At 62.0% G+C, this 17,880-nt stretch carries 16 protein-coding genes; 4 read left to right on the top strand and 12 right to left on the bottom strand.

The window, feature by feature from the left end; translation table 11 throughout:
* The first annotated feature begins 38 nt into the window (after positions 1-38).
* Positions 39-1,925: an LTA synthase family protein gene (locus tag ACFOSU_RS04560; RefSeq protein ID WP_380686917.1), complete on the top strand. Its 1,887-nt coding sequence runs from the start codon at positions 39-41 to the stop codon at positions 1,923-1,925.
* Positions 1,926-2,311: 386 nt separating this feature from the next.
* Here ACFOSU_RS04560 and ACFOSU_RS04555 read toward each other — a convergent pair whose 3' ends face one another.
* From ACFOSU_RS04555 to ACFOSU_RS04530, 6 genes are read right to left on the bottom strand one after another with little or no spacing between them, the layout of a single operon-like run.
* Positions 2,312-4,426 carry an acetate--CoA ligase family protein gene (locus ACFOSU_RS04555; protein WP_380686915.1) on the bottom strand — a complete coding sequence of 705 codons (2,115 nt, stop codon included), beginning with the start codon at positions 4,424-4,426 and terminating at the stop codon, positions 2,312-2,314.
* Positions 4,423-4,803 (bottom strand): Zn-ribbon domain-containing OB-fold protein, encoded by a 381-nt coding sequence (locus tag ACFOSU_RS04550; protein WP_380686913.1) that lies wholly within the window; start codon positions 4,801-4,803, stop codon positions 4,423-4,425. The genes ACFOSU_RS04555 and ACFOSU_RS04550 overlap by 4 nt, the downstream gene beginning before the upstream one ends.
* The gene (locus ACFOSU_RS04545; RefSeq protein ID WP_380686911.1) at positions 4,800-5,951 is read right to left on the bottom strand and encodes a thiolase family protein; all 1,152 of its coding nucleotides are present in this window, start codon (positions 5,949-5,951) and stop codon (positions 4,800-4,802) included. Before ACFOSU_RS04545 ends, ACFOSU_RS04550 begins: the two co-directional genes overlap by 4 nt.
* The gene (locus ACFOSU_RS04540; RefSeq protein WP_380686909.1) at positions 5,948-7,813 is read right to left on the bottom strand and encodes a TRAP transporter permease; all 1,866 of its coding nucleotides are present in this window, start codon (positions 7,811-7,813) and stop codon (positions 5,948-5,950) included. Before ACFOSU_RS04540 ends, ACFOSU_RS04545 begins: the two co-directional genes overlap by 4 nt.
* Before the next feature lie 45 nt (positions 7,814-7,858).
* Entirely contained in the window at positions 7,859-8,809 is a 951-nt protein-coding gene (locus ACFOSU_RS04535; RefSeq protein ID WP_380686907.1) for a TAXI family TRAP transporter solute-binding subunit, read from the bottom strand.
* Positions 8,810-8,837: 28 nt separating this feature from the next.
* Positions 8,838-9,644 carry an IclR family transcriptional regulator gene (locus ACFOSU_RS04530; RefSeq protein WP_380686905.1) on the bottom strand — a complete coding sequence of 269 codons (807 nt, stop codon included), beginning with the start codon at positions 9,642-9,644 and terminating at the stop codon, positions 8,838-8,840.
* A 418-nt stretch (positions 9,645-10,062) separates the two neighbouring features.
* On the opposite strand from ACFOSU_RS04530, the gene ACFOSU_RS04525 reads away from it, so the two are divergent.
* Positions 10,063-10,278, top strand: a complete 216-nt coding sequence (locus tag ACFOSU_RS04525) for a hypothetical protein (RefSeq protein WP_380686903.1) — start codon at positions 10,063-10,065, stop codon at positions 10,276-10,278.
* Between the two features lie 336 nt (positions 10,279-10,614).
* Complete coding sequence (locus ACFOSU_RS04520) at positions 10,615-11,307, top strand: uracil-DNA glycosylase family protein (protein WP_380686901.1); 693 nt, start codon at positions 10,615-10,617, stop codon at positions 11,305-11,307.
* A gap of 234 nt (positions 11,308-11,541) precedes the next feature.
* Here the strand turns inward: ACFOSU_RS04520 and ACFOSU_RS04515 are convergent, their stop codons facing one another.
* Genes ACFOSU_RS04515 through ACFOSU_RS04505 form a run of 3 tightly spaced genes read right to left on the bottom strand, consistent with a single transcriptional unit; the run spans position 11,542 to position 13,119 of the window.
* A complete protein-coding gene (locus tag ACFOSU_RS04515; RefSeq protein ID WP_380686899.1) occupies positions 11,542-11,973 on the bottom strand; it encodes a carboxymuconolactone decarboxylase family protein in 432 nt (143 codons plus the stop codon).
* Between the two features lie 40 nt (positions 11,974-12,013).
* Positions 12,014-12,673: an FMN-dependent NADH-azoreductase gene (locus ACFOSU_RS04510; protein WP_380686897.1), complete on the bottom strand. Its 660-nt coding sequence runs from the start codon at positions 12,671-12,673 to the stop codon at positions 12,014-12,016.
* On the bottom strand, positions 12,670-13,119 hold the full coding sequence (locus ACFOSU_RS04505) for a GNAT family N-acetyltransferase (protein ID WP_380686895.1): 450 nt from the start codon (positions 13,117-13,119) through the stop codon (positions 12,670-12,672). The genes ACFOSU_RS04510 and ACFOSU_RS04505 overlap by 4 nt, the downstream gene beginning before the upstream one ends.
* A gap of 89 nt (positions 13,120-13,208) precedes the next feature.
* Here ACFOSU_RS04505 and pdxR point away from each other — a divergent pair, with 89 nt between their 5' ends.
* The gene (gene pdxR, locus ACFOSU_RS04500) at positions 13,209-14,624 is read left to right on the top strand and encodes a MocR-like pyridoxine biosynthesis transcription factor PdxR (RefSeq protein WP_380686892.1); all 1,416 of its coding nucleotides are present in this window, start codon (positions 13,209-13,211) and stop codon (positions 14,622-14,624) included.
* A gap of 20 nt (positions 14,625-14,644) precedes the next feature.
* On the opposite strand, the gene ACFOSU_RS04495 is transcribed toward pdxR, so the two are convergent.
* The 3 genes from ACFOSU_RS04495 to ACFOSU_RS04485 all read right to left on the bottom strand — a co-directional run bounded on the left by ACFOSU_RS04495 (position 14,645) and on the right by ACFOSU_RS04485 (position 17,877).
* Positions 14,645-14,953, bottom strand: a complete 309-nt coding sequence (locus tag ACFOSU_RS04495; RefSeq protein WP_380686890.1) for an NIPSNAP family protein — start codon at positions 14,951-14,953, stop codon at positions 14,645-14,647.
* A gap of 231 nt (positions 14,954-15,184) precedes the next feature.
* Entirely contained in the window at positions 15,185-16,390 is a 1,206-nt protein-coding gene (gene argE / locus ACFOSU_RS04490) for an acetylornithine deacetylase (RefSeq protein WP_380686888.1), read from the bottom strand.
* The gene (locus ACFOSU_RS04485; protein WP_380686886.1) at positions 16,387-17,877 is read right to left on the bottom strand and encodes a tripartite tricarboxylate transporter permease; all 1,491 of its coding nucleotides are present in this window, start codon (positions 17,875-17,877) and stop codon (positions 16,387-16,389) included. The genes argE and ACFOSU_RS04485 overlap by 4 nt, the downstream gene beginning before the upstream one ends.
* Positions 17,878-17,880 lie beyond the last annotated feature (3 nt).

Genomic DNA, 17,880 nt, shown 5'->3' with positions numbered 1-17,880 from the left:
GAAAAAGACGCGCCGTGAGCGCAATGCAGCCTGGCCCCGTGCCTTTGTCTTCTCGGCTTCTATCGGCGGTTGTGCTGGTCGCGCTGATCATTGCCTTCGTGGCGGCCACTGCCTTGATGGACAGCGAGGGCGTCCTGGCGTTCGCGCGATGGACGCAACACCCGTGGCGCGTGGTCTTCAATGCCGTCCCCGGGCTGCTGTGCGTATTGTTCCTGCTGGCGATGACGCGACGAGCGCTGTTGTCCTTCGTGCTGGTGCTGCTGGTCGAGGCGTTGCTGTACGGCATCAACGCGCTGAAAGTGGCGAACCTGGGCACGCCGTTGTTGCCGGCCGATTTCTACATGCTCGGCCAACTGTCGCACGGCATCGCAGAATTGCTCGGCGGTTACCTGCCACGCAGCATCTGGCCTTACCTGTCGATTGCCGGCGTCTTCGTGTTTCTCGGGTGTCTGGCCCGTTACGAACCGCCGCTGCTGCGGCGCCGAACCGGCGGGCGTCGTGTTTTTGTGGCGGGTGTGAGCAGTGCGTTGTTGGTCGCTCTGCTGGTCGGTACATGGCCGTGGCCGCAGGCCTATGAGTTCCAGCGTGTGCGCATGCAGCCATGGGCGCCCGCGTCCACCGCCGGCGATATGGGGCTGGTCAATACGCTGGTGCTGTTTCATCTGTACTTCGGTGTGCACAATCAGAAGCCGGATGCCGATGTGGCGCGACGCCTTGTCGCACAAGAAGAGCCGGCGCTAACGCAGTACATGCAGGCGTCGAGCGGCGCCGATACGCGGCCGGATATCGTGGTGATACAGAGCGAGTCGTTCTTCGACCCGGTCATCATGAACGGCTACGAAAACGCCGGCTTCAACCCCAATCTGCACCGGCTGGCGCGGCAGGGCACCTCGGGTTACATGCAGGTACCCACATTTGGCGGCGGCACCATTCGTACCGAATTCGAAGTGCTCACCGGCATGCCGCTGCGTTATCTGGACGGCGTGCAGTTCCCGTACCTGCAGATCAATCAGCCTGTGATCCCGAGTCTGGTTCGCACCCTGGGCGATGCCGGCTATCGGACCACCGCGGTACACGGCGCCGACCCGGCGGTGTGGGACCGCGCCCGTGCATTTCGCAGCATCGGCTTCGAGCGGTTCCTGTCGATTGCCGATTTCCCTGCCGACGCGCCCACCGATGGGCGTTACATGGCCGACAGCGCCATGACCGACGAAATTCTCGAGCAGCTCGATGACCAGGGGCCGCCCCAGTTCCTGTTTGCGATCAGCATCGAGGCCCACGGTTCCTATGACGTGAGCCCGGGCGCCGATCCGGAGGTGCGCGACGCCATTCCGGTGCCAGCGAGCGTGACCGATCCGGCCGCGCGCCTGAAACTGCGCAACTTCATCTATCACATGCGCCACGCGGACGCCGAGCTGGGCCGGTTGGTGGCAGCACTGCAAAAGCGCAGCCGGCCGACGCTCGTGGTGTTCTACGGCGACCATCTGCCCGGACTGCTCGACGCCTATCGGCAGACCGGCTTCGTGAATGGTCGCGATCACCAGGCCCAGAAGGTGCCCTGGTTGATGGTCGACACCCACAGCGTCAAAAAGCCGCGGCGCCAGGATACGTCCGCATGGCTGTTGCCGGGCATTATTCTTGACCGTGTCGGTATTCGCGACGCAGAGTATTTCGCCCTGACCCGACTCGTCGGGCCGTCGCTGATGGCGTCACTCGACGCCACCGCCACGCCCCGGAACGCCGAATCGGATGAGCGCCGTGACCTGCTCGACCGGGGCATGGCCAATCTGACCAAGCTGCGGCTGCGTGGCGATTCGGACACGCTCGCGGTGACAGTCGGCGAACATGACGCGGCCGATCGAGGCCTGGCCGGTCATAACCGAACGCGCCTGCGCGGAATGATTCGCTACGGCGTGGCGCCATAGCGCGCCGGTGGCTGGTGGTTTCCGGTAGTCCGGGGTCGGCGCTTCCAGACCCTGACTCGGCAGCGGCTGCGTGCGTTAGAATCACCCGGCTCAACCATAGACGAGCCACGCGGCGATGCCGATCGACGAACAACAACGCCAAGCCTTTCGCGAACTCGCCGGTGAAACCGATGGTATCGATCACGATGTCTACGAAGGCTTCGCCAAGGATCCGCTCTAGCCGATCATCGGGCTCGGCCGTCCTGGTGCCTGCGTGATTGTGGCGAGAAACATTTTATTTCTGACAGCCGCATGAAGTTATTGATCTCGTGCTAGCCGTAGTTTCGCCAACCGAATCGACGTGACCGGATCGGGGCGAAACCATCCACTGGGTTAATGTCGTCAGTTCACTTTGTCGTAATCGTAGGCCGCTTGGCATCTTGGGTTTCATTCGTCGACGCCACTTCGATAAGGGCGTCGACGGCCCAAGCACCGGTTGCATCAACGATTAGTGGATTGATGTCGACTGATTGTATGTCAGTTACCGAGGACGCCAGTAGTTCAGCGACAGCTTGGGCTACCTTTGTAACAGCAGCGCTATCGAGTGCTTGCTGGCCCCGAACGCCCTCGAACAACGGAGCGATCCGAAGTGAGCGAAGGGCGTCCCGAACTGAACCCTCGTCGATAGGCGGCAACAGCACGGCGTTGTCCGGCATCGCCTCGACGAGGATGCCGCCGTCCCCGATCACGACGACAGCGCCGAAGGTTGGGTCGATATGCCCGCCAATCATCAGCTCTCGTTCGCCTTTGATCTGTTCGCAGGCGAGTATCCCGTCGAATCGATGACCGAGCTGTTCGATTCCCGTGACGAGTTCCGCGAACGCTACATTCAGCGTGTCTGCATCGGCAATGCCGAGTTTGACCAAGCCATGATCCGATTTATGCGGTATGTGACGCGAGCAAGCCTTGAGCACGATGCTGCCCGAGCTTGCCGCCAGAAAATCGATAGCTTCTTCTGCGTTGTGGCATAGCTTGTGACGTGCCACGGGCACGCCGGTTTGCTCGATATAATCGAGCGCTGCGCTCTCGTCCAGCGTAGCCGAGCAGCCTACGGATGTCGGACGAAGGGTTATCGGGAGCGTGCGCCGGGCGCGTTGTATCAGCCGCTGGTGGTCGACAAACTGCGCCAAGGCGTCGATGGCTTGGTCTTCGGTTTCGAAGACGGGCACGCCCTGTGCAGAGAACGCCTCTCTGACCTTGCTCTGTGGTGCCGCCAGTGCCACGGGCTTGCCGCGGTCGCGAATGAACGCGCTTGTGTCGGATGCAAACCGGGGGAAATCGTACCCTTTGCCACTCACCGGGATACCGATGAGAAACAGGTCTACGTTGGGATCCTTGCCGGCGGTGGGGAGCACTTTGCTGAAAAGTGTGCTGTCGGTGAGCAGGGCAGCAGTGATATCCACGGGATTGCGCGGTGACGCAAAACTTGGCAGCGTCGCTTGGAGTTCGGCTTCAATGGCCTTCGGAAATGTCGCCAGTGGCAGACCTGCATGTTCTGCTGCATCGGCGGCCAGTACGCAGGTCGCTCCGCTGTTCGAGATGACGGCGAGATTTCGTCCCTCTGGGTGCCAGCCCTGCAAATAGAGTTCTGTGGCCCGCACCAACTCTTGCGTACCGCGTGCTCTCCAGATGCCGTTCCTCGCAAAAAACGCATCCACGACACGATCAGAGTTGGCAATGGCGCCGGTATGTGAGGAGGCGGCGCGTCGCCCGTCTTCTGAGCGTCCCGATTTGAGCGCAATGATGGGGACATCGCGCTCACGCGCGACCTGAGCCGCGCGGGCGAGCGCCTCGGGGTCCGCCAGTGTCTCCAGATACAGAAGTAATAGCCGTACCTCAGGGTCCTGAACGACCTCGGCGGCCAGTTCGCCTACGCTGACGTCGCAGTCGTTGCCGGTCGCATGGACATGGCGCACGCCAATGCCTCGCGCGCGCAGCAGTCCATAGGGTACGACGCTCATCGCGCCGCTTTGACTGATACATGCTACAGGCCCGTCTGCCGGCGGCGACTCGATGAACATGGTGGAAAAATTCAGGACCGCGCCGTTGCCGAAGTTGGCAAGTCCTTGGCTGTTGGGCCCGACGAGTCGCATGTTGGCTTGATGCGCCACGGTACGCATGTAGGCCTCGGTCCTTTTCCCGTCTTCGCCTAACTCGCCAAAACCACTAGCCATGATGATCGCTGCAGCCACGCCGGCGGCAGCGCACGCTTCGACCGCGGCGATTGCGGACTCGCCAGCCACCGCGATGATGACGGTCTCCGGAACGGCGGGTAGAGCGTCGAGGGACGGGAAGCAGACCAACCCCTGAACCGTTTGGCGTGACGGATTAATCGGATAGATCTCGCCCTGGAATCCGAACTCCTGAAGATAGCGCAGGGGGCGACCGCCGATCTTGTCCGAATTCTCCGATGCTCCGATGATTGCGACACTGGCCGGATTGAGAAGACTGGCAATGGTCATTCGTTTTCCTTTTTCTTGCGCACGAAATGGATTAAGTCCGACGAGTCGGCGGTGGACGGCGCTACCGTTATCGTGTCGCCAGTACAGATATCCGCTGCGACACGCCCCATGACGCGAAATCCGTCATCGAGATCCACGAGTGCGATCGCGTAGGGCAGCGCGTCACGAAGTTCAGGGGTGGGCGCACGATGCAGTACTGTGACTGCGGCGACACGTCCCTCGCCCGCGCTGGTACGGAATTCAGGCGTTGACAGGCCGCAAGCATGACAAAACGGCCTGGCGAAATATTGGTCCGTGCCGCACCCGCCGCAATGCTGGTAGGCGATGCGTCCGCTTTTCGCCTTATCGCGGACGTAGTCCTGGATTTCGCGTGTCATGGACGAGCCTCCGAGGAAAGGATCAGACTCACGTGCGCCGACAGAATGCCGCCATCGCCATGCACGAAGCCGGTACGTGGCGCGGGATTCAGTTGTCGAATGTCCGCGCGGCCGGCTATCTGGCGCGCCACCTCGATAATGTGTGCCATGCCGCCCGCCACGCCGGAGTGGCCGTAGGACAGCAGCCCGCCGTGGGTGTTCAAGGGGAGCCGGCCGTCAGCGGCGTATCTGCCGGCGCGGATGTCGTCAGCCGAGCGACCGCGCTCTGAGAAGCCGAGCTCTTCGAGCAGCATCATGGCCGTGATCGTGAAACTGTCGTAGATCCCGAGTACATCAATGGCGCTGCGGTCCAGGCCGGCTTGTGAAAACGCGCGGGATGCGGCGTCGGAGGCGCCGGTGCGATCGATATCGCGCAGGCCGCTGATATGCTGATGACGGTGTGCTTGCCCCGCGCCGACGATCGCTGCAGCATTGGCGGTAGGGGCGGCGGATACCAATAGCGCCGCGGCCCCGTCGGATATCGGGCAGCAATCTAGCTTCTTGAGCGGCGTGGCTATAGGCCGTGACGCCATGACTTCGGCGACGTCGATCGGCTCGTTCAAATGTGCGCCGGTCGTTGGTACCGCATGCCGGCGCATCAGCACGGCCATTTCTGCCAGCTCCGGTTCGGAGATGCCGTACCTCGATGCATAAAGCGAGGCAAGCAGTGCGTAATAGGCGGGAATGGTGGCGCCGTAAGGCACTTCGTAATTGGCTTGGCCGACCTGGGACAGTGTACGTATTGCGCTGTCGCGGCCGCCCGTATTTGTGAGGCGGTTTTCTCCGGCGACTACGAGCACGTTTCGACACTGTCCAGAGGCGACGAGCAGGCGTGCGAGCATCGCCATGCCGCAGCCGGTGGCGCCGCCCATCTGCACCGCGTGGGCGTAATGGGGCTCAAGCCCGAAATGCTCGGCGAAGACGGTGGCCAGCATCAGATGCGGCATCGCCGTTGAGTATCCGGTGACGAGCCCGTCGATTTCCGTGCGTTCGCACCCCGCGTCCGCCAGTGCTTCGGTGGCCGCATCGGACATGAGATCCAGCGTGTCGAAGCCCTCGCGACGACCGAATGCCGTCAACCCTGTGCCGGTTATCCATGCCGGAGTCATATATCGTCTCCTGAACGATGCGCGATGGGATGTCGCTGCCAGGTGCAAGCCAGCACCGAGCCGATAAGCGCCAATCCACTGGCGTCGCTCCACCAGCCCGGATTGATCAGCAGAAGAGCGCCAAGCGCCAGAATCACGCGCGGCAGCCAGCCCAGCGACACGGTCAGGTAACCAATGATCGCGGCTGAAAGCGACGCGACGCCGGCGGCTGCGGTCGTGACCGAAAGCACGATCTGCAACGGCTTGCCATCCATGAGCAGTACCGGATCAAGCACAAACATGTAGGGCACGATGAAGGCAGGTATGCAGATCGAGAATGCTGTCCAGCCAGTGCGTCCCGGATTGCTATCGGCCACGGCAGCGGCAGCATAGGCCGCTACGGCGACCGGCGGCGTCACATTGCCGAGAATGGCAAAATAGAAAGCGAACAGGTGGGCTGCAATCGGCGCGACGCCGAGCGCCACGAGGGCGGGAATCGTCACGCCGGCCTGTACAAGATAGGCCGCGACGGTGGGCAGGCCCATGCCGAGAATCAGCGATGAGATCATGGTCAGGAGCAAGGCGCCCAGCAGCGAATGCCCCGCTATGTCGAGTATCGCGCCGTTGATGGTGATGCCCAGGCCGGTAAGGCTCAGAATGCCCACGATGATGCCCGCGGCCGCGCAGGCGATGGCGACCGGCCCGATCGCCCGCGCCGCCTGCAGGACACCCTCGGTCAGCCAGCCAGGCAACCGTCTCAGATTGCCGTGCATGGATGCGTAGACGAGTGCGATGCCGAGTACGCAGGCAATGCCGTTTAATCCGGCGCGCATTGGCGAGTAGGCGAATACCGAGTACGCGATGACCACCAGCGGTAGCAGGAAGAGCCCGCCGTCACGCATGGTCTGGCTAGCGCTTGTCTTGTATGTGCCGGCCGCGATCCCAGTACGGAGGGCCTCGAAATGAACTGTGCAGAAGATGCCGAGGTACATGAGGAGTGCCGGGATAATCGCGGATACCGCGACTTCGGCATAAGGCCTGCCTACGAACTCGGCGATGACGAAGGCTGTCGCGCCCATCACTGGCGGCATGAGCTGTCCACCAGAGGATGCCGCCGCTTCCACGCCGGCAGCGAAATCCGCGCGATAGCCGTTGCGCTTCATCAAAGGAATGGTGACTGCGCCGGTCGTGACGACGTTGGCCACCGCAGAACCTGAAATGGTGCCCATGGCCGCAGACCCCACGACCGATGCCTTGGCGGGGCCGCCACGCATTCGACCAGTGAGAGCCATGGCGAGATCGATCAGGAATTTGCCGCCGCCACAGCGATCGAGCACCGCGCCAAACAGCACGAACAGATAGATGTAGGTCGCGGATACGCCCAGCGGGATGCCGAAGACGCCTTCCTTGGTGTACCAGATGTGATCGAGTGTCCAGCTCACGCCAAAATAGCGGTGGCCCAGTAAGCCCGGAAGTAAATGCCCGAACGCCGCATACGCCATGAATACGGCGATGATGAGCCCGAATATCCCGCCGAGCGACCGTATTGCGACAATGAACAGGCCGATAAGGCCTACGATCGCCATCGCGATTGAGAGTGTCGACAGCGGCGTGACATACGCCATGCGATTAGCGAAGTAGTCACTGAAATACAGGTTGTATACGACCGCTGCGGCCAGAGCGACGGTAGCCGCAAGCGTGATGCCCCGTCTAACTCGCGATCCCTGGCTTTGATCGAGCGTTGTCATCGCCAGCACGACGGTGATCAGCAGCAGATGCGCGTTTCTCTGCGTAAAGCTTTGATATACGCCCAGAAAACCTGTGCCGATATGAAAAGCGGCGAGCGCGAAAGCCGAAATGAGCACTAATACGCGAAATCCCATGGCTAACTCCCCGCCGCTTCTTGGCTGCAACCGAACGTCGTCGGATTAGTTATTAGTGGCCGTCGCAGTATTTTTTTCGAAGTAAGCCTTCGCGCCGGGATGGAGCGCCACGCCGATGCCTTGGGCGGCAGTCTCTGGGGTGAATTCGTTTAGCGCGGCGTTGACGTTGCGTAGCGCCTGGGCGTTATCCACGATTGCTTGCGTGATTTTCTCGACCAGGTCGGCGTCTAGGGATTTATTGGCGATCAGCACGTTGTTCATGCCTGCCGCGAGGACAGATTTGTCCTGCCCCCGGTAGGTGCCGGCTGGAATCTCCACGGCGGTATAGCCGGAGTCCTGTTTCTCGAGAGCGTCGAGCTTGTCCGGATCGAGCGGAATCAAATGCACGCCCGATCCCAGTGCCACTTCCGCGATCGCTCCGGACGGTATAGAAATGATGCCGGTGAACACGTCCAGATGGCCATCCTTGATCTGCATGGCCGCATCCGCATAAGACAGCCGCTCGACCCGCGCCATATCGTCGTACGACAGGCCGTATAGGTCGAGCACGCGCTGTGTCATGACATCCGTGGCGCCGCCGACAACGCCGGGGTTGATGACCTTGCCCTTGAAGTCCGCGACGCTTTCAATGCCGCTATTGGCTCGTACGGCCATCTGATATGGCGACGAGTAGAAACGAACAACGCCGGCGATGTTTTCTTGCGGCTGTGTGAAATGCTTGCCCTTGCCTTGAATCGCTTGGCTGTTGGACGTCGACAGCGACAGTGCGAGGTCGTACTGGCCCATATTGGTGCCGAGAATATTCGACACTGTCACGCCGTTGACGACGGTCACTCGCGTACCGGGTACTTCGCGCTCGATGATATTAGCCAACGCCGCGCCGAGCGGGTACCACGTGCCCCCTGACGGACCCGAGGCCAGAGTCAGGCTTTGTGCGTGTGCCGAAATCGAGGCGACACACAGGACGGCAACCAAACACCATCGAATCTTCTTCACGCCTTACTCCTCCCGTCGTTTTCAACGACTAGTTTTGTTTATCAAGTTCAGGCTCAACCATGCTGCCCAGGTCGTATCCTGGAAGCGCCTCATCGTCGGCAAGGCATTGCGTCATGGTCGCGGATTCTTCCAGAAGGATTCGTCGCGCCTTGAGACAACGCATGCCGGCCAAACGATCGCCCACGGCGGCGACGCTCAACGCCGCTACGACCATGCCGTGCGCGTTCCGGACAGGAACGCCCATGCCGGTCATGCCGGGTATCACGAAATTCGGCAAGTTGACGAAATTTTCTCGGCGTGCGAGTTCGGCATGCGCGCGAATCCGCTCCACGTCGATGCCGGGGTAATCCTCGAGCCTCCGGGCGATTGTCTTTAGCGCGGCTTCTCGCTCGACATCCTGCAGCCAAGCGAGCAGGGACAAGCTGCCTGCGCCGACACCTAACGGACGCCGGCTGCCTATATGCAGCGACAGGGCTTGGATCGGATACGTACCGACATGGCGCTCTATGCAGACGGAGTCGAAGCCGTGCCGCACCGATAGGAAACTGGTATCGCCCATTTCGTCGCTTATGCGTGCCAGCGACGCGCGTGCCGCCTGTTTCAGTTTCGCTTCGTCGTGGGGCGAACCGAGCGTGGCGAAGAAGCCGTCTGCCAGTCTAAAACGACGATCGCTACGGCGCTGAATAACACCAAGAGCCACGAGGCTGGTCATCAGCCGTGAAGCTGACGCCTTGTGCAGATCAAGGCGCTTAGACACATCCGTAACGCGAGTCCCCGCATTGCCAGCTTCCGATAAGAGCTTCAGAACTAGAACGGTGCGCTCGACGCTTTGCATTCAATTTAAAGTTTGACTCGGTGAACGCAACTAATAAATCAGCGTATCGACGCAATATCAAGGTCGATTTGATCTTATTAGCCTAAAGTTGTATAAAAAGTTGCGCTGGTCGAGACACAATAAGTTTCGATTGATCGACCAGTAAACGATCTCGCTAATGGCGGTAGGGTCAGAGCTGGGCGACTAGCGCCACTGGTAGCTCAGGCCAGATACACTCTTCGAGTTCAAACTCCGACATCGACAGTTTGGTCTGACATGGTCATGTCGATTCGGTGAAGCCGTAGCCCGGATGCATGAATTTGCGCATGTTCGCGCCTACGATTGCTAATGCTTAGCCGTGAATGTGGGTATTTCCAAAATGACTTGTTCATGGTCGGAGCGAGGCGTGTCTTGCGCAGGCGCCGCGTTTAGTCAAGTCATGAATTGGCCCAGCAGCTATGGCGAAAGCGTCATGACACGCGCGGCGTTGGGCGAGTTGTGCTGCGAGTTCGGCGGCCGCAATTTCATTCGGGCAATGTGCAAGGAGGATCGCAGTGTGCTCTGGGCGGCTCGGCATGCCGCGGCGTATGCGCTCAATCGGCTGCGCCTCAGCAAGGAATTTCATGCCACCGAAAATCAGGCGGAGTCGCGGTAGACTGCGTCGACGATCGAGAGCTTGCGCATGCGCTCGAGCACATTCTTGGTGGCCCGCCGTTCAACCCATAGACGACTTGGGCAACACCTCCAGGGAGCGCACCACCGTAGAGTTGGTATAGGCCATGAATATGATATTGGATTGGGCGAGGGCCCAGAACGGCTCGATGTTTTCGCGCTTGCGCACGCTATCAAGCGGCCCAGGCCGGCCCGATCAGGGCCGGTGCGGCCTTGTCCGATGTATTCGATGGGAAGCCAGCGTATGGTGAGTTGCCGCGCGTAACACGCGTGTCCAAATCCATCGAAGCTCGGGGCATCCCCAGTGCAAGGAGCGCGCATGCCACTCGATATGTCGCAACGCGACGCGTTTCGTGAACTCGCCGGCGAGGTCGACGGAATCGATGTCGATGTCTATCGGCGGTTCGACAAGGATCCGCTCGAACCGATCATCGGGCTCGGCAGTCCAGAGGCCCGTATCGGTTTTTTCGGCCGTGATCCCGGCCGCGATGAAGTCAAGCACGGCGAGCCGTTCATCGGCGCCGGCGGGCAACTGGTGCGCAAGGCGATCTACCGCTATCTGCACGGCGTCGACATGCCGGATTTCGAGACGTCGCGGGTTCTGGGGCAGTCGTTCTTCTGGATCAACACGGTGCCCTACAAGCCCTTGGGCAACAAGGCCTGGTCGATGAAGGTCAAGCGGCGGTTTCATCCACTGATGAACACGCTGCTGATCGAGCAATGGCAGGGACGTTCGCTGATCACACTGGGTCGCGAGGCGTTTCTATGGTTCGGTATCGACCAGCCCAGGGCCGAGCGCGAACGCATCGAGGCGTTCTGGAAGCGCCAGGATCGTTTCGAGAGCTGCATCGACGTGAGGCTCGCTACTCCGGACGGTGTCGCACGGGATTTCCGGATTTATCCGCTACCGCATCCGTCGCCGCTGAATGCGACCTGGTACAAGCGTTTTCCCGGTCTGCTGGCAGAGCGGCTGGCACAGCTCGATGTGCGTCCCGACAACCTGATGCTGTAAGCACACCGGGTCGGTGCAATTGTTTTGCATGCCTCCGGCTGATGTCGACGACGACTGCACGTTGTTCTGGATACGTTCCCAAAGCGGAACGGCAGGACATCCGTGCCGGCGGTTACCCCAGAGGATCGCAACCCGGGTCAGGCCTGAAACAGACTGATACCGGTGAAGATCATCAGCGCTGCGGTGACACATTTGGATACCGAGCGTGCCATCCCGCGTTCCACGCGCGGCTCGTCACAAGCGCATGCCGACGGCCAGCCGGTTGAGCGCATTCATGAGCGCCACCGCGACGGTCAGATCGGAGATTTCGGCATCGCTGAAATATGTCTTCAACGGCTCGTATACCGCGTCGGGTGCCGCGGTATCGGCGACATGGGTCAGGGAGTCCGCCCACGCGAGCGCCGCACGTTCGCGGTCGCTGAAGTGCTCGCTGACCCGCCAGCCGGCGACGCTGTCGATCTTGGCATTTTCGGTGTCGCGCGTACGCAGCTGCTCGGCATGCATCCGGGTGCAATAGGCGCAGCCGTTGATCTGGGACACGCGCAGATTGATCAGTTCGATCGTGGCCAGGTCGAGGGGGCCCGTCTCCAGTGCTTTCTTGGTTTTGAGAAGCCCGTGATGTGCCTCGGTGGAGAGTTTCGAATAGGGCAGGCGTAATGCGGTCATCTTCATACTCCAGTGGTGTAAATATCGAATCGAATGAATGTCAGCTATGGAGATCGATCGCGTCCGGGCGCATCGGTGTCCGGCATTTACCGCCGGCGGCGAGAAGCCCGGCTGCTTTCAGTCGATCGCGCGCGGCGTCGACTGCGGCGGACACGGCTGCCTCGCCGAACGTCAGGCCTTGCAGATAGTGGAACGCGACATCGTGAATGCCGATGGTGGCCAGGACGTGTTCAACATAAGGCGACAGAAAATCCAGCTGGAAAGCACGCTCGCCGTGATGAAAACCGCCGGAACTGACCAGGATGGTGGTCGCCCGGTCGGCCAGCAGTCCCACCTTGCCGTCCTCGGTCGCGGCAAAGCTGCGGTGGATGCGCACCACGTAATCGATCCACAGCTTGAACGCGGCCGGTACCGTGAAGTTGTGCATGGGCAGGCTGATGAGCAGCCGGTCGCTGTGCTCGAGTTCGGCGATGAGTGATTCGGACATCGCGAAGCGGGCGTCGTCTGCCGCCGTGTCGCCGGTGAGCGCCGTGGCGTAGTCGCCGCTGAGTGGCGGCAGGGGCGCGGCCGTCAGATCGCGCTCGATGACCGTGGCGGCATCGCCGCACCGCCGTGGTTGGTCGAGTATCTCGCGCGCCAGCCGATAGCCATGCGCGGCCTCACCGTGCGGGCTGCAATGAATGAACAGTGTGCGTCTCATGTCGTAGCCTCTTCTGCCAGTTGCTCGTAGAAACCAATGCCCCGCGTGAGTAGTCCCTGACGGAAATAGAAGCGCTGCGCCAGCGCCATGCCGAGGCCGGTATCCAGGACCAGCTGTCGGCATCCGGCTTCTCGGGCCCGGTGGCGGGCGGCGTCGAGCAGATGCGCGCCCAGACCGCCGCGCCGCTGGTCGGCCCGCACGACCAGATCGTCGACGAAAAGAAACTGTCCGTTCATCAGGTTTTCCTGGATTCGATAGCCGATCAGACCGATCACCGCATCATCGCGTCGGGCGGCCACCAGTCGATAGCCGTCACCTGTCTGGCGCAGTACCTGTGCTGCGAATGCCGGCGCATCCGACAGATGGGGACGCAGTTCGCGCATGACCCCGAAGCAGTTCAGGCAATCCTGCTCGGTGGTCACGTCGGTCAAATGGGGTGTCGTCATGGGCGCCTCCTGGGTTGAGAGACGCACAATAGGTTGGACATGGCCTGTTCAACAGAGCCAAGATTGAGCGGTTCGACTGGGACATCGTCATGCCTCATCCCGACCTGCACACGGACCGGCGCTTGAAAACGCCGCTCTACCGACAGCTCTATCAGCGCGTCCGGGACGCCATCGCCGCCGGGCGTCTGCAGCCGGGCGATCGCGTGCCGTCGGTGCGCAGTCTCGCCAGCGAGCTGAATCTGTCCCGTGGCACGGTGGAGCTCGCCTATCAGGTGCTGGTCAGTGAAGGTTATCTGCTGGCGCGCGGTGCGGCGGGCACGGTGGTGTCGCCGCAGCTGCTCCGCCAGCAAATCACTCTGGCCGTCGAGCGCCGGTCGAGCGCGCCCCGGCCGGTGTCGGAATCCGCGCGCGCGGCACCGCCGCCATTGCAACTGGGTCTGCCGGCGCTGGATGCCGTACCGACCCGTCTGTGGCGACGTCTGACGATGCGGCGCCTGCGGGGGCTCAATGCCGCGGCGCTCGACTACCCCGATGCGCAGGGCAGTCCCGCCCTGCGCAATGCATTGGCGGCCTACCTCGGCGTGTCGCGCGGCATCGCCTGTCATGCCGACCAGATCATCATCACGGCCGGCTACCGCGATGCCCTTGGCCTCATCTGTCGTACGCTGCTGCGCCCGGGTGACCGTGGCTGGTTCGAGGAACCGGGCTATTTTCTGGCCCGTGACATGTTGCGGGCGGCCGGTCTCTCATTGGCGCCAGTTGCGGTCGATGCCGACGGCCTGGACGTGGCTGCCGGTCGGCGACAGGCCGAGGAGGCGCGTTTTGCCGTTGTCACGCCCTCGCATCAGAGCCCGAGCGGCGTGTCGCTCGCACTGCCGCGCCGCCTGGCGTTGCTGGAATGGGCCAACGACAACGACGCCTGGATCATCGAAGACGACTACGACAGCGAGTACCGGTATCAAGGTCGCCCGATTCCGGCTCTGAAGAGCCTCGATCACGGCGGTCGTGTGCTCTATACCGGCACCTTCAGCAAGGTGCTCTTCCCCGGCCTGCGGCTCGCCTATCTGGTCGTGCCGTCGTCAAAAACGACGCGTTTCCGCGACGTGCTGCGGCGCTTCGGTCAGGGCTGTCCGGCGTTGCCGCAGGCCGTGACCGCCGATTTCATCAACGAAGGCCATTTCGCCCGTCATCTCAAACGCATGCGGGATATGTATGCACAGCGCCGGACGTATCTGCGGGACGCGCTCGAGGCGAAACTCGGCGATCGTCTGCGCGTGGATCTACAGGCAGGCGGCATGCATCTGCTCACCCGATTCGTGAATAATGAAGACGACGTCGAACAGGCCAGGCGCGCGCAGCGCCGAGGGCTGGGCGTCAGCGCATTGTCGACGTGGTTCATCGGCCGGCCCGACCAGTCCGGCTTGCTGCTGGGCTTCACCAATATCGCCTCGGCAGAAGAGGCGGAGCGCCTGGTGAGCGAGCTCAAGTCCGCGCTGGGCGCTTGATCGTTTCGCTCGGGGCGGGGCTAGCGCGGGAGGAGGGGCCGCATGAAACTTCGGTCGTATCGCAGCACGCAGCCGCTTTCGTCGCGAATGCGATCGGCGGCGATGAATTCGGGATCGGTTCCAAATCCTTCGCGATATGCTTCGTAACACGCCAGGCTGGGGAAGCTGAACAGCGCGAGCGCTCGATCGCTGGCACCTTCGGCCGGCAGAAAATAGCCGTGATGGGTGCCACCGTTCTTCCCGACCAGCTCGATCCAGCGCTCGGCGAAACGTTCGAAGGCATCGATCCTTGATGGATCAATAACGTAGTCAACGACGCAGGTGATCATGATTGTCACCGGGGTTTCGGGCAAATTGACACGACGTATCCTATGCCGCCAGTCGTTGATTGTGCACCCGTGACGGGCCATTTTCCGTCAATTGGCCGAAGTGGCTATGTCTTGCCACCGTAACAAGCAAGCGTGCCGACGCCATCGTGCTTTGAGGACGTCGGCCGGGCTACGGGTGCGCTTGAATAACTGTCTCCAGACCAGGCATCAGGGCAGGGCAGCAAGCCTTGCTCAGTGGTTACGTTGAGCCGTGACCATTTCACCGAGCGCATCGAGGAAGTGGAGGCAGCGGTCGAGCTGATCGATATCCACGAATTCGTCGGGCTTGTGGGCCTGGCGGATCGAGCCGGGGCCGATGATCACGGCCGGGATGCCGCCCACGATTTCGAATACGCCACCCTCGGAGCCGTAGGACACCTTGCCGCCGCTTTCGGGCAGGATCGGACGCAGTTTTGCGAAAGCTTCGCACGCACTCGCGTCGCCCATGGCGGGATAGGCGAAGATCCGTTGCCATTCGATGCCCGTGTCTTCGCTTTTCGTCTTCATCTCGGGCACAAGGGTGGCGTCGACCTCGTCGATCAGGGCTTTCAGGTCGGGCTCTGCCGCGTCGCCATCGATGCTGCGCAACTCGAAGGTGAAGCTGCAGTGATCGGGCGTCACGTTGGTGGCGACGCCGCCCTCGATCATGGTTACCAGCGTTGTCGCATGGGCAACGGTGAAGTCGTCGTCGAAGGGGCCTTCGGCCTCGTACCGGCGGCCGCGCGCCTGGATATGATCGATGGCGCGGGCGGCGTATTCCACGGCGTTGACATGCGCGGGCGCGAACGACGAATGGCCACTGGTGCCGGTCACGATCGCGCGCATGGCGATCTTGCCCTTCTGACCGGTGACGAGCTGCATCTCGCTCGGCTCGCCGATGATCGCGAATTCCGGCGGCACATCGAGTGCGGCCAGGTGGCGGGCGATGGCGGGCGCGCCCAGGCAGCCGACTTCTTCGTCGTAGGAGAAGCAAAGATACAGCGGCTGCTTGAGATTCATCTCCGCAAATGCCGGGGCGGCGGCCATGAGGCAGGCGGAAAAACCCTTCATGTCGCAGCTGCCGCGACCGTAGAGACGGCCGTCGCGTTCGTCCATGGCGAACGGTGGCGTGGTCCAGCTGGTCTCGCGCGCGGGCACCACGTCGGTATGGCCGGACAGTACGATGCCGGGGGCATCGGTGGGGCCGAAGCGGGCGACGAGATTGGCCTTTTCGCCGGTGTCGTCCGGCAGGATGGTGATCTCGGCGCCCAGGCCTTCGAAGTAACCGGCCATGTGGTCGATCAGGGCGCGGTTGGAATTGGCGCTTGTCGTGTCAAAGCCGATCAGGTCGCCCAGATGCGTCTTGGCATCGGCAAGGCGCTTGTGGGTCGTTTGCGTGTCTGCCGCTGCGGTTGTCATGCGTTGAGTGCTCTCTTGGATTTGGATTTGGCGAGTTCCCGGCGCAGCGTGACGCTGACCACGAACAGAATCAGGGCCGCGAAAATCCAGCAGATCGGCGACGAAAAGAAGATGGTCGCGTCGCCGTGTGAAATCGCCAGCGCGCGCCGCAGATTCTCTTCGATCATCGGCCCGAGGATGAACGCGATCAGGAACGGGGCCGCGGGAATGGACAGCAGCATCATCAGGAAGCCGACGACGCCCATGACCAGCAGCACCGTGACATCGAACATGCTGTTGGAGATCGAATAGATGCCGAAGATGCACAGCAACAATACCGCCGGCGTGAGCAGGGTTGCCGGCACCCGCGCGATGTAGGTGAACATGCGCATGGTCATCTTGCCGGCGCCGAACAGCAGCACCGATGACAGCAACATGCCGATGAACAGCATGTAGACCTCATTGAGGTTGTTCTGGAACAGCAGCGGACCGGGGGTCAGCCCCTGGATCATGAACGCGCCGAGCATGACGCCGGTGATCACATCGCCCGGCACGCCGAGGGCGAGCAGCGGGATCATGGTGGCGCCACAGCAGCCGTTGTTGGCCGACTCCGAGGCGGCGATCCCCTCGATCTCGCCCTTGCCGAAGTTGTCGGAGTTCTTCGATCCGCGCTGCGCTTCCCCGTAGGAGAAGAACGCGGCCGCGGACGGGCCGATACCCGGCACGGCGCCCAGAACCACGCCGATGCCGCTGCCGCGGATGATGGACTTCAGGCAGCTGCGAAACTCGGCGCCGCTGACCCGGTCATCGCCGATGCCCATGGTCTTCTCGACCTCGGCCTTGCGAAAGACGATCAGCTTGATCAGCTCGGGCAGGGCGAACAGACCGATCAGCACCGGCGCGACCGAAAGGCCGCCCTGCATGTCGTCGGTCAGCGCGAAGCGGAACGAGCCGTACATGTCCTCGCCCACGGTTGCCAGCAGCAGACCCAGGCAGGCCGACACCAGCCCCAGCAACAGTGAATTGCCCGATACGCCAGCCACGGTGGTCAGCGCGAAGATCATCAGCATGCAGTATTCCGGCGGGCCGACGCGCATGGCGAGCAGTGCCAGCGGGGCCGCCAGAAAGATCAGCGAGATGTTGGAGATGAAATCGCCGATACACGACGAATAGAGCGCCATGTTCAGCGCCTTGCCGCCCTTGCCCTGCTGGGCCAGCGGATAGCCGTCCAGCGCGGTACAGGCGGCCGAGGCGGTGCCCGGCGTCTTGATCAGGATCGCCGACACGGAGCCGCCATAGGTCGAGCCCTTGTAGAGCGCGACCAGCAGCAGAATGCTGGGCACCGGATCCATATAGAAGGTGAAGGGCAGTGCCAGTGTCACGGCCATCGTGCCGGTCATGCCGGGGATGGCGCCGATGATGACGCCGCCCCAGATGCCGGCGGCCATGATCAGAAAATTCTGGAGTGTCGCGACTGCCTGGAGCGCGACAAGAAGATCGCTCAGCATGTC

Origin of the sequence: Salinisphaera aquimarina (assembly GCF_042643355.1) — a bacterium.
GTDB lineage: Bacteria > Pseudomonadota > Gammaproteobacteria > Nevskiales > Salinisphaeraceae > Salinisphaera > Salinisphaera aquimarina.
This window is presented reverse-complemented; position numbering and strand designations above follow the sequence as displayed.

What these genes read in the sequence shown, in the direction of transcription:
- ACFOSU_RS04545 (WP_380686911.1), bottom strand. Translation starts at nt 5,951, where the DNA reads ATGACTCCGGCATGGATAACCGGCACAGGGTTGACGGCATTCGGTCGT.
- ACFOSU_RS04520 (WP_380686901.1), top strand. Translation starts at nt 10,615, where the DNA reads ATGCCACTCGATATGTCGCAACGCGACGCGTTTCGTGAACTCGCCGGC.
- ACFOSU_RS04515 (WP_380686899.1), bottom strand. Translation starts at nt 11,973, where the DNA reads ATGACCGCATTACGCCTGCCCTATTCGAAACTCTCCACCGAGGCACAT.
- ACFOSU_RS04495 (WP_380686890.1), bottom strand. Translation starts at nt 14,953, where the DNA reads ATGATCACCTGCGTCGTTGACTACGTTATTGATCCATCAAGGATCGAT.
- ACFOSU_RS04525 (WP_380686903.1), top strand. Translation starts at nt 10,063, where the DNA reads ATGAATTGGCCCAGCAGCTATGGCGAAAGCGTCATGACACGCGCGGCG.
- ACFOSU_RS04485 (WP_380686886.1), bottom strand. Translation starts at nt 17,877, where the DNA reads ATGCTGAGCGATCTTCTTGTCGCGCTCCAGGCAGTCGCGACACTCCAG.
- pdxR (WP_380686892.1), top strand. Translation starts at nt 13,209, where the DNA reads ATGCCTCATCCCGACCTGCACACGGACCGGCGCTTGAAAACGCCGCTC.
- ACFOSU_RS04510 (WP_380686897.1), bottom strand. Translation starts at nt 12,673, where the DNA reads ATGAGACGCACACTGTTCATTCATTGCAGCCCGCACGGTGAGGCCGCG.
- ACFOSU_RS04555 (WP_380686915.1), bottom strand. Translation starts at nt 4,426, where the DNA reads ATGACCATTGCCAGTCTTCTCAATCCGGCCAGTGTCGCAATCATCGGA.
- argE (WP_380686888.1), bottom strand. Translation starts at nt 16,390, where the DNA reads ATGACAACCGCAGCGGCAGACACGCAAACGACCCACAAGCGCCTTGCC.
- ACFOSU_RS04550 (WP_380686913.1), bottom strand. Translation starts at nt 4,803, where the DNA reads ATGACACGCGAAATCCAGGACTACGTCCGCGATAAGGCGAAAAGCGGA.
- ACFOSU_RS04530 (WP_380686905.1), bottom strand. Translation starts at nt 9,644, where the DNA reads ATGCAAAGCGTCGAGCGCACCGTTCTAGTTCTGAAGCTCTTATCGGAA.
- ACFOSU_RS04505 (WP_380686895.1), bottom strand. Translation starts at nt 13,119, where the DNA reads ATGACGACACCCCATTTGACCGACGTGACCACCGAGCAGGATTGCCTG.
- ACFOSU_RS04540 (WP_380686909.1), bottom strand. Translation starts at nt 7,813, where the DNA reads ATGGGATTTCGCGTATTAGTGCTCATTTCGGCTTTCGCGCTCGCCGCT.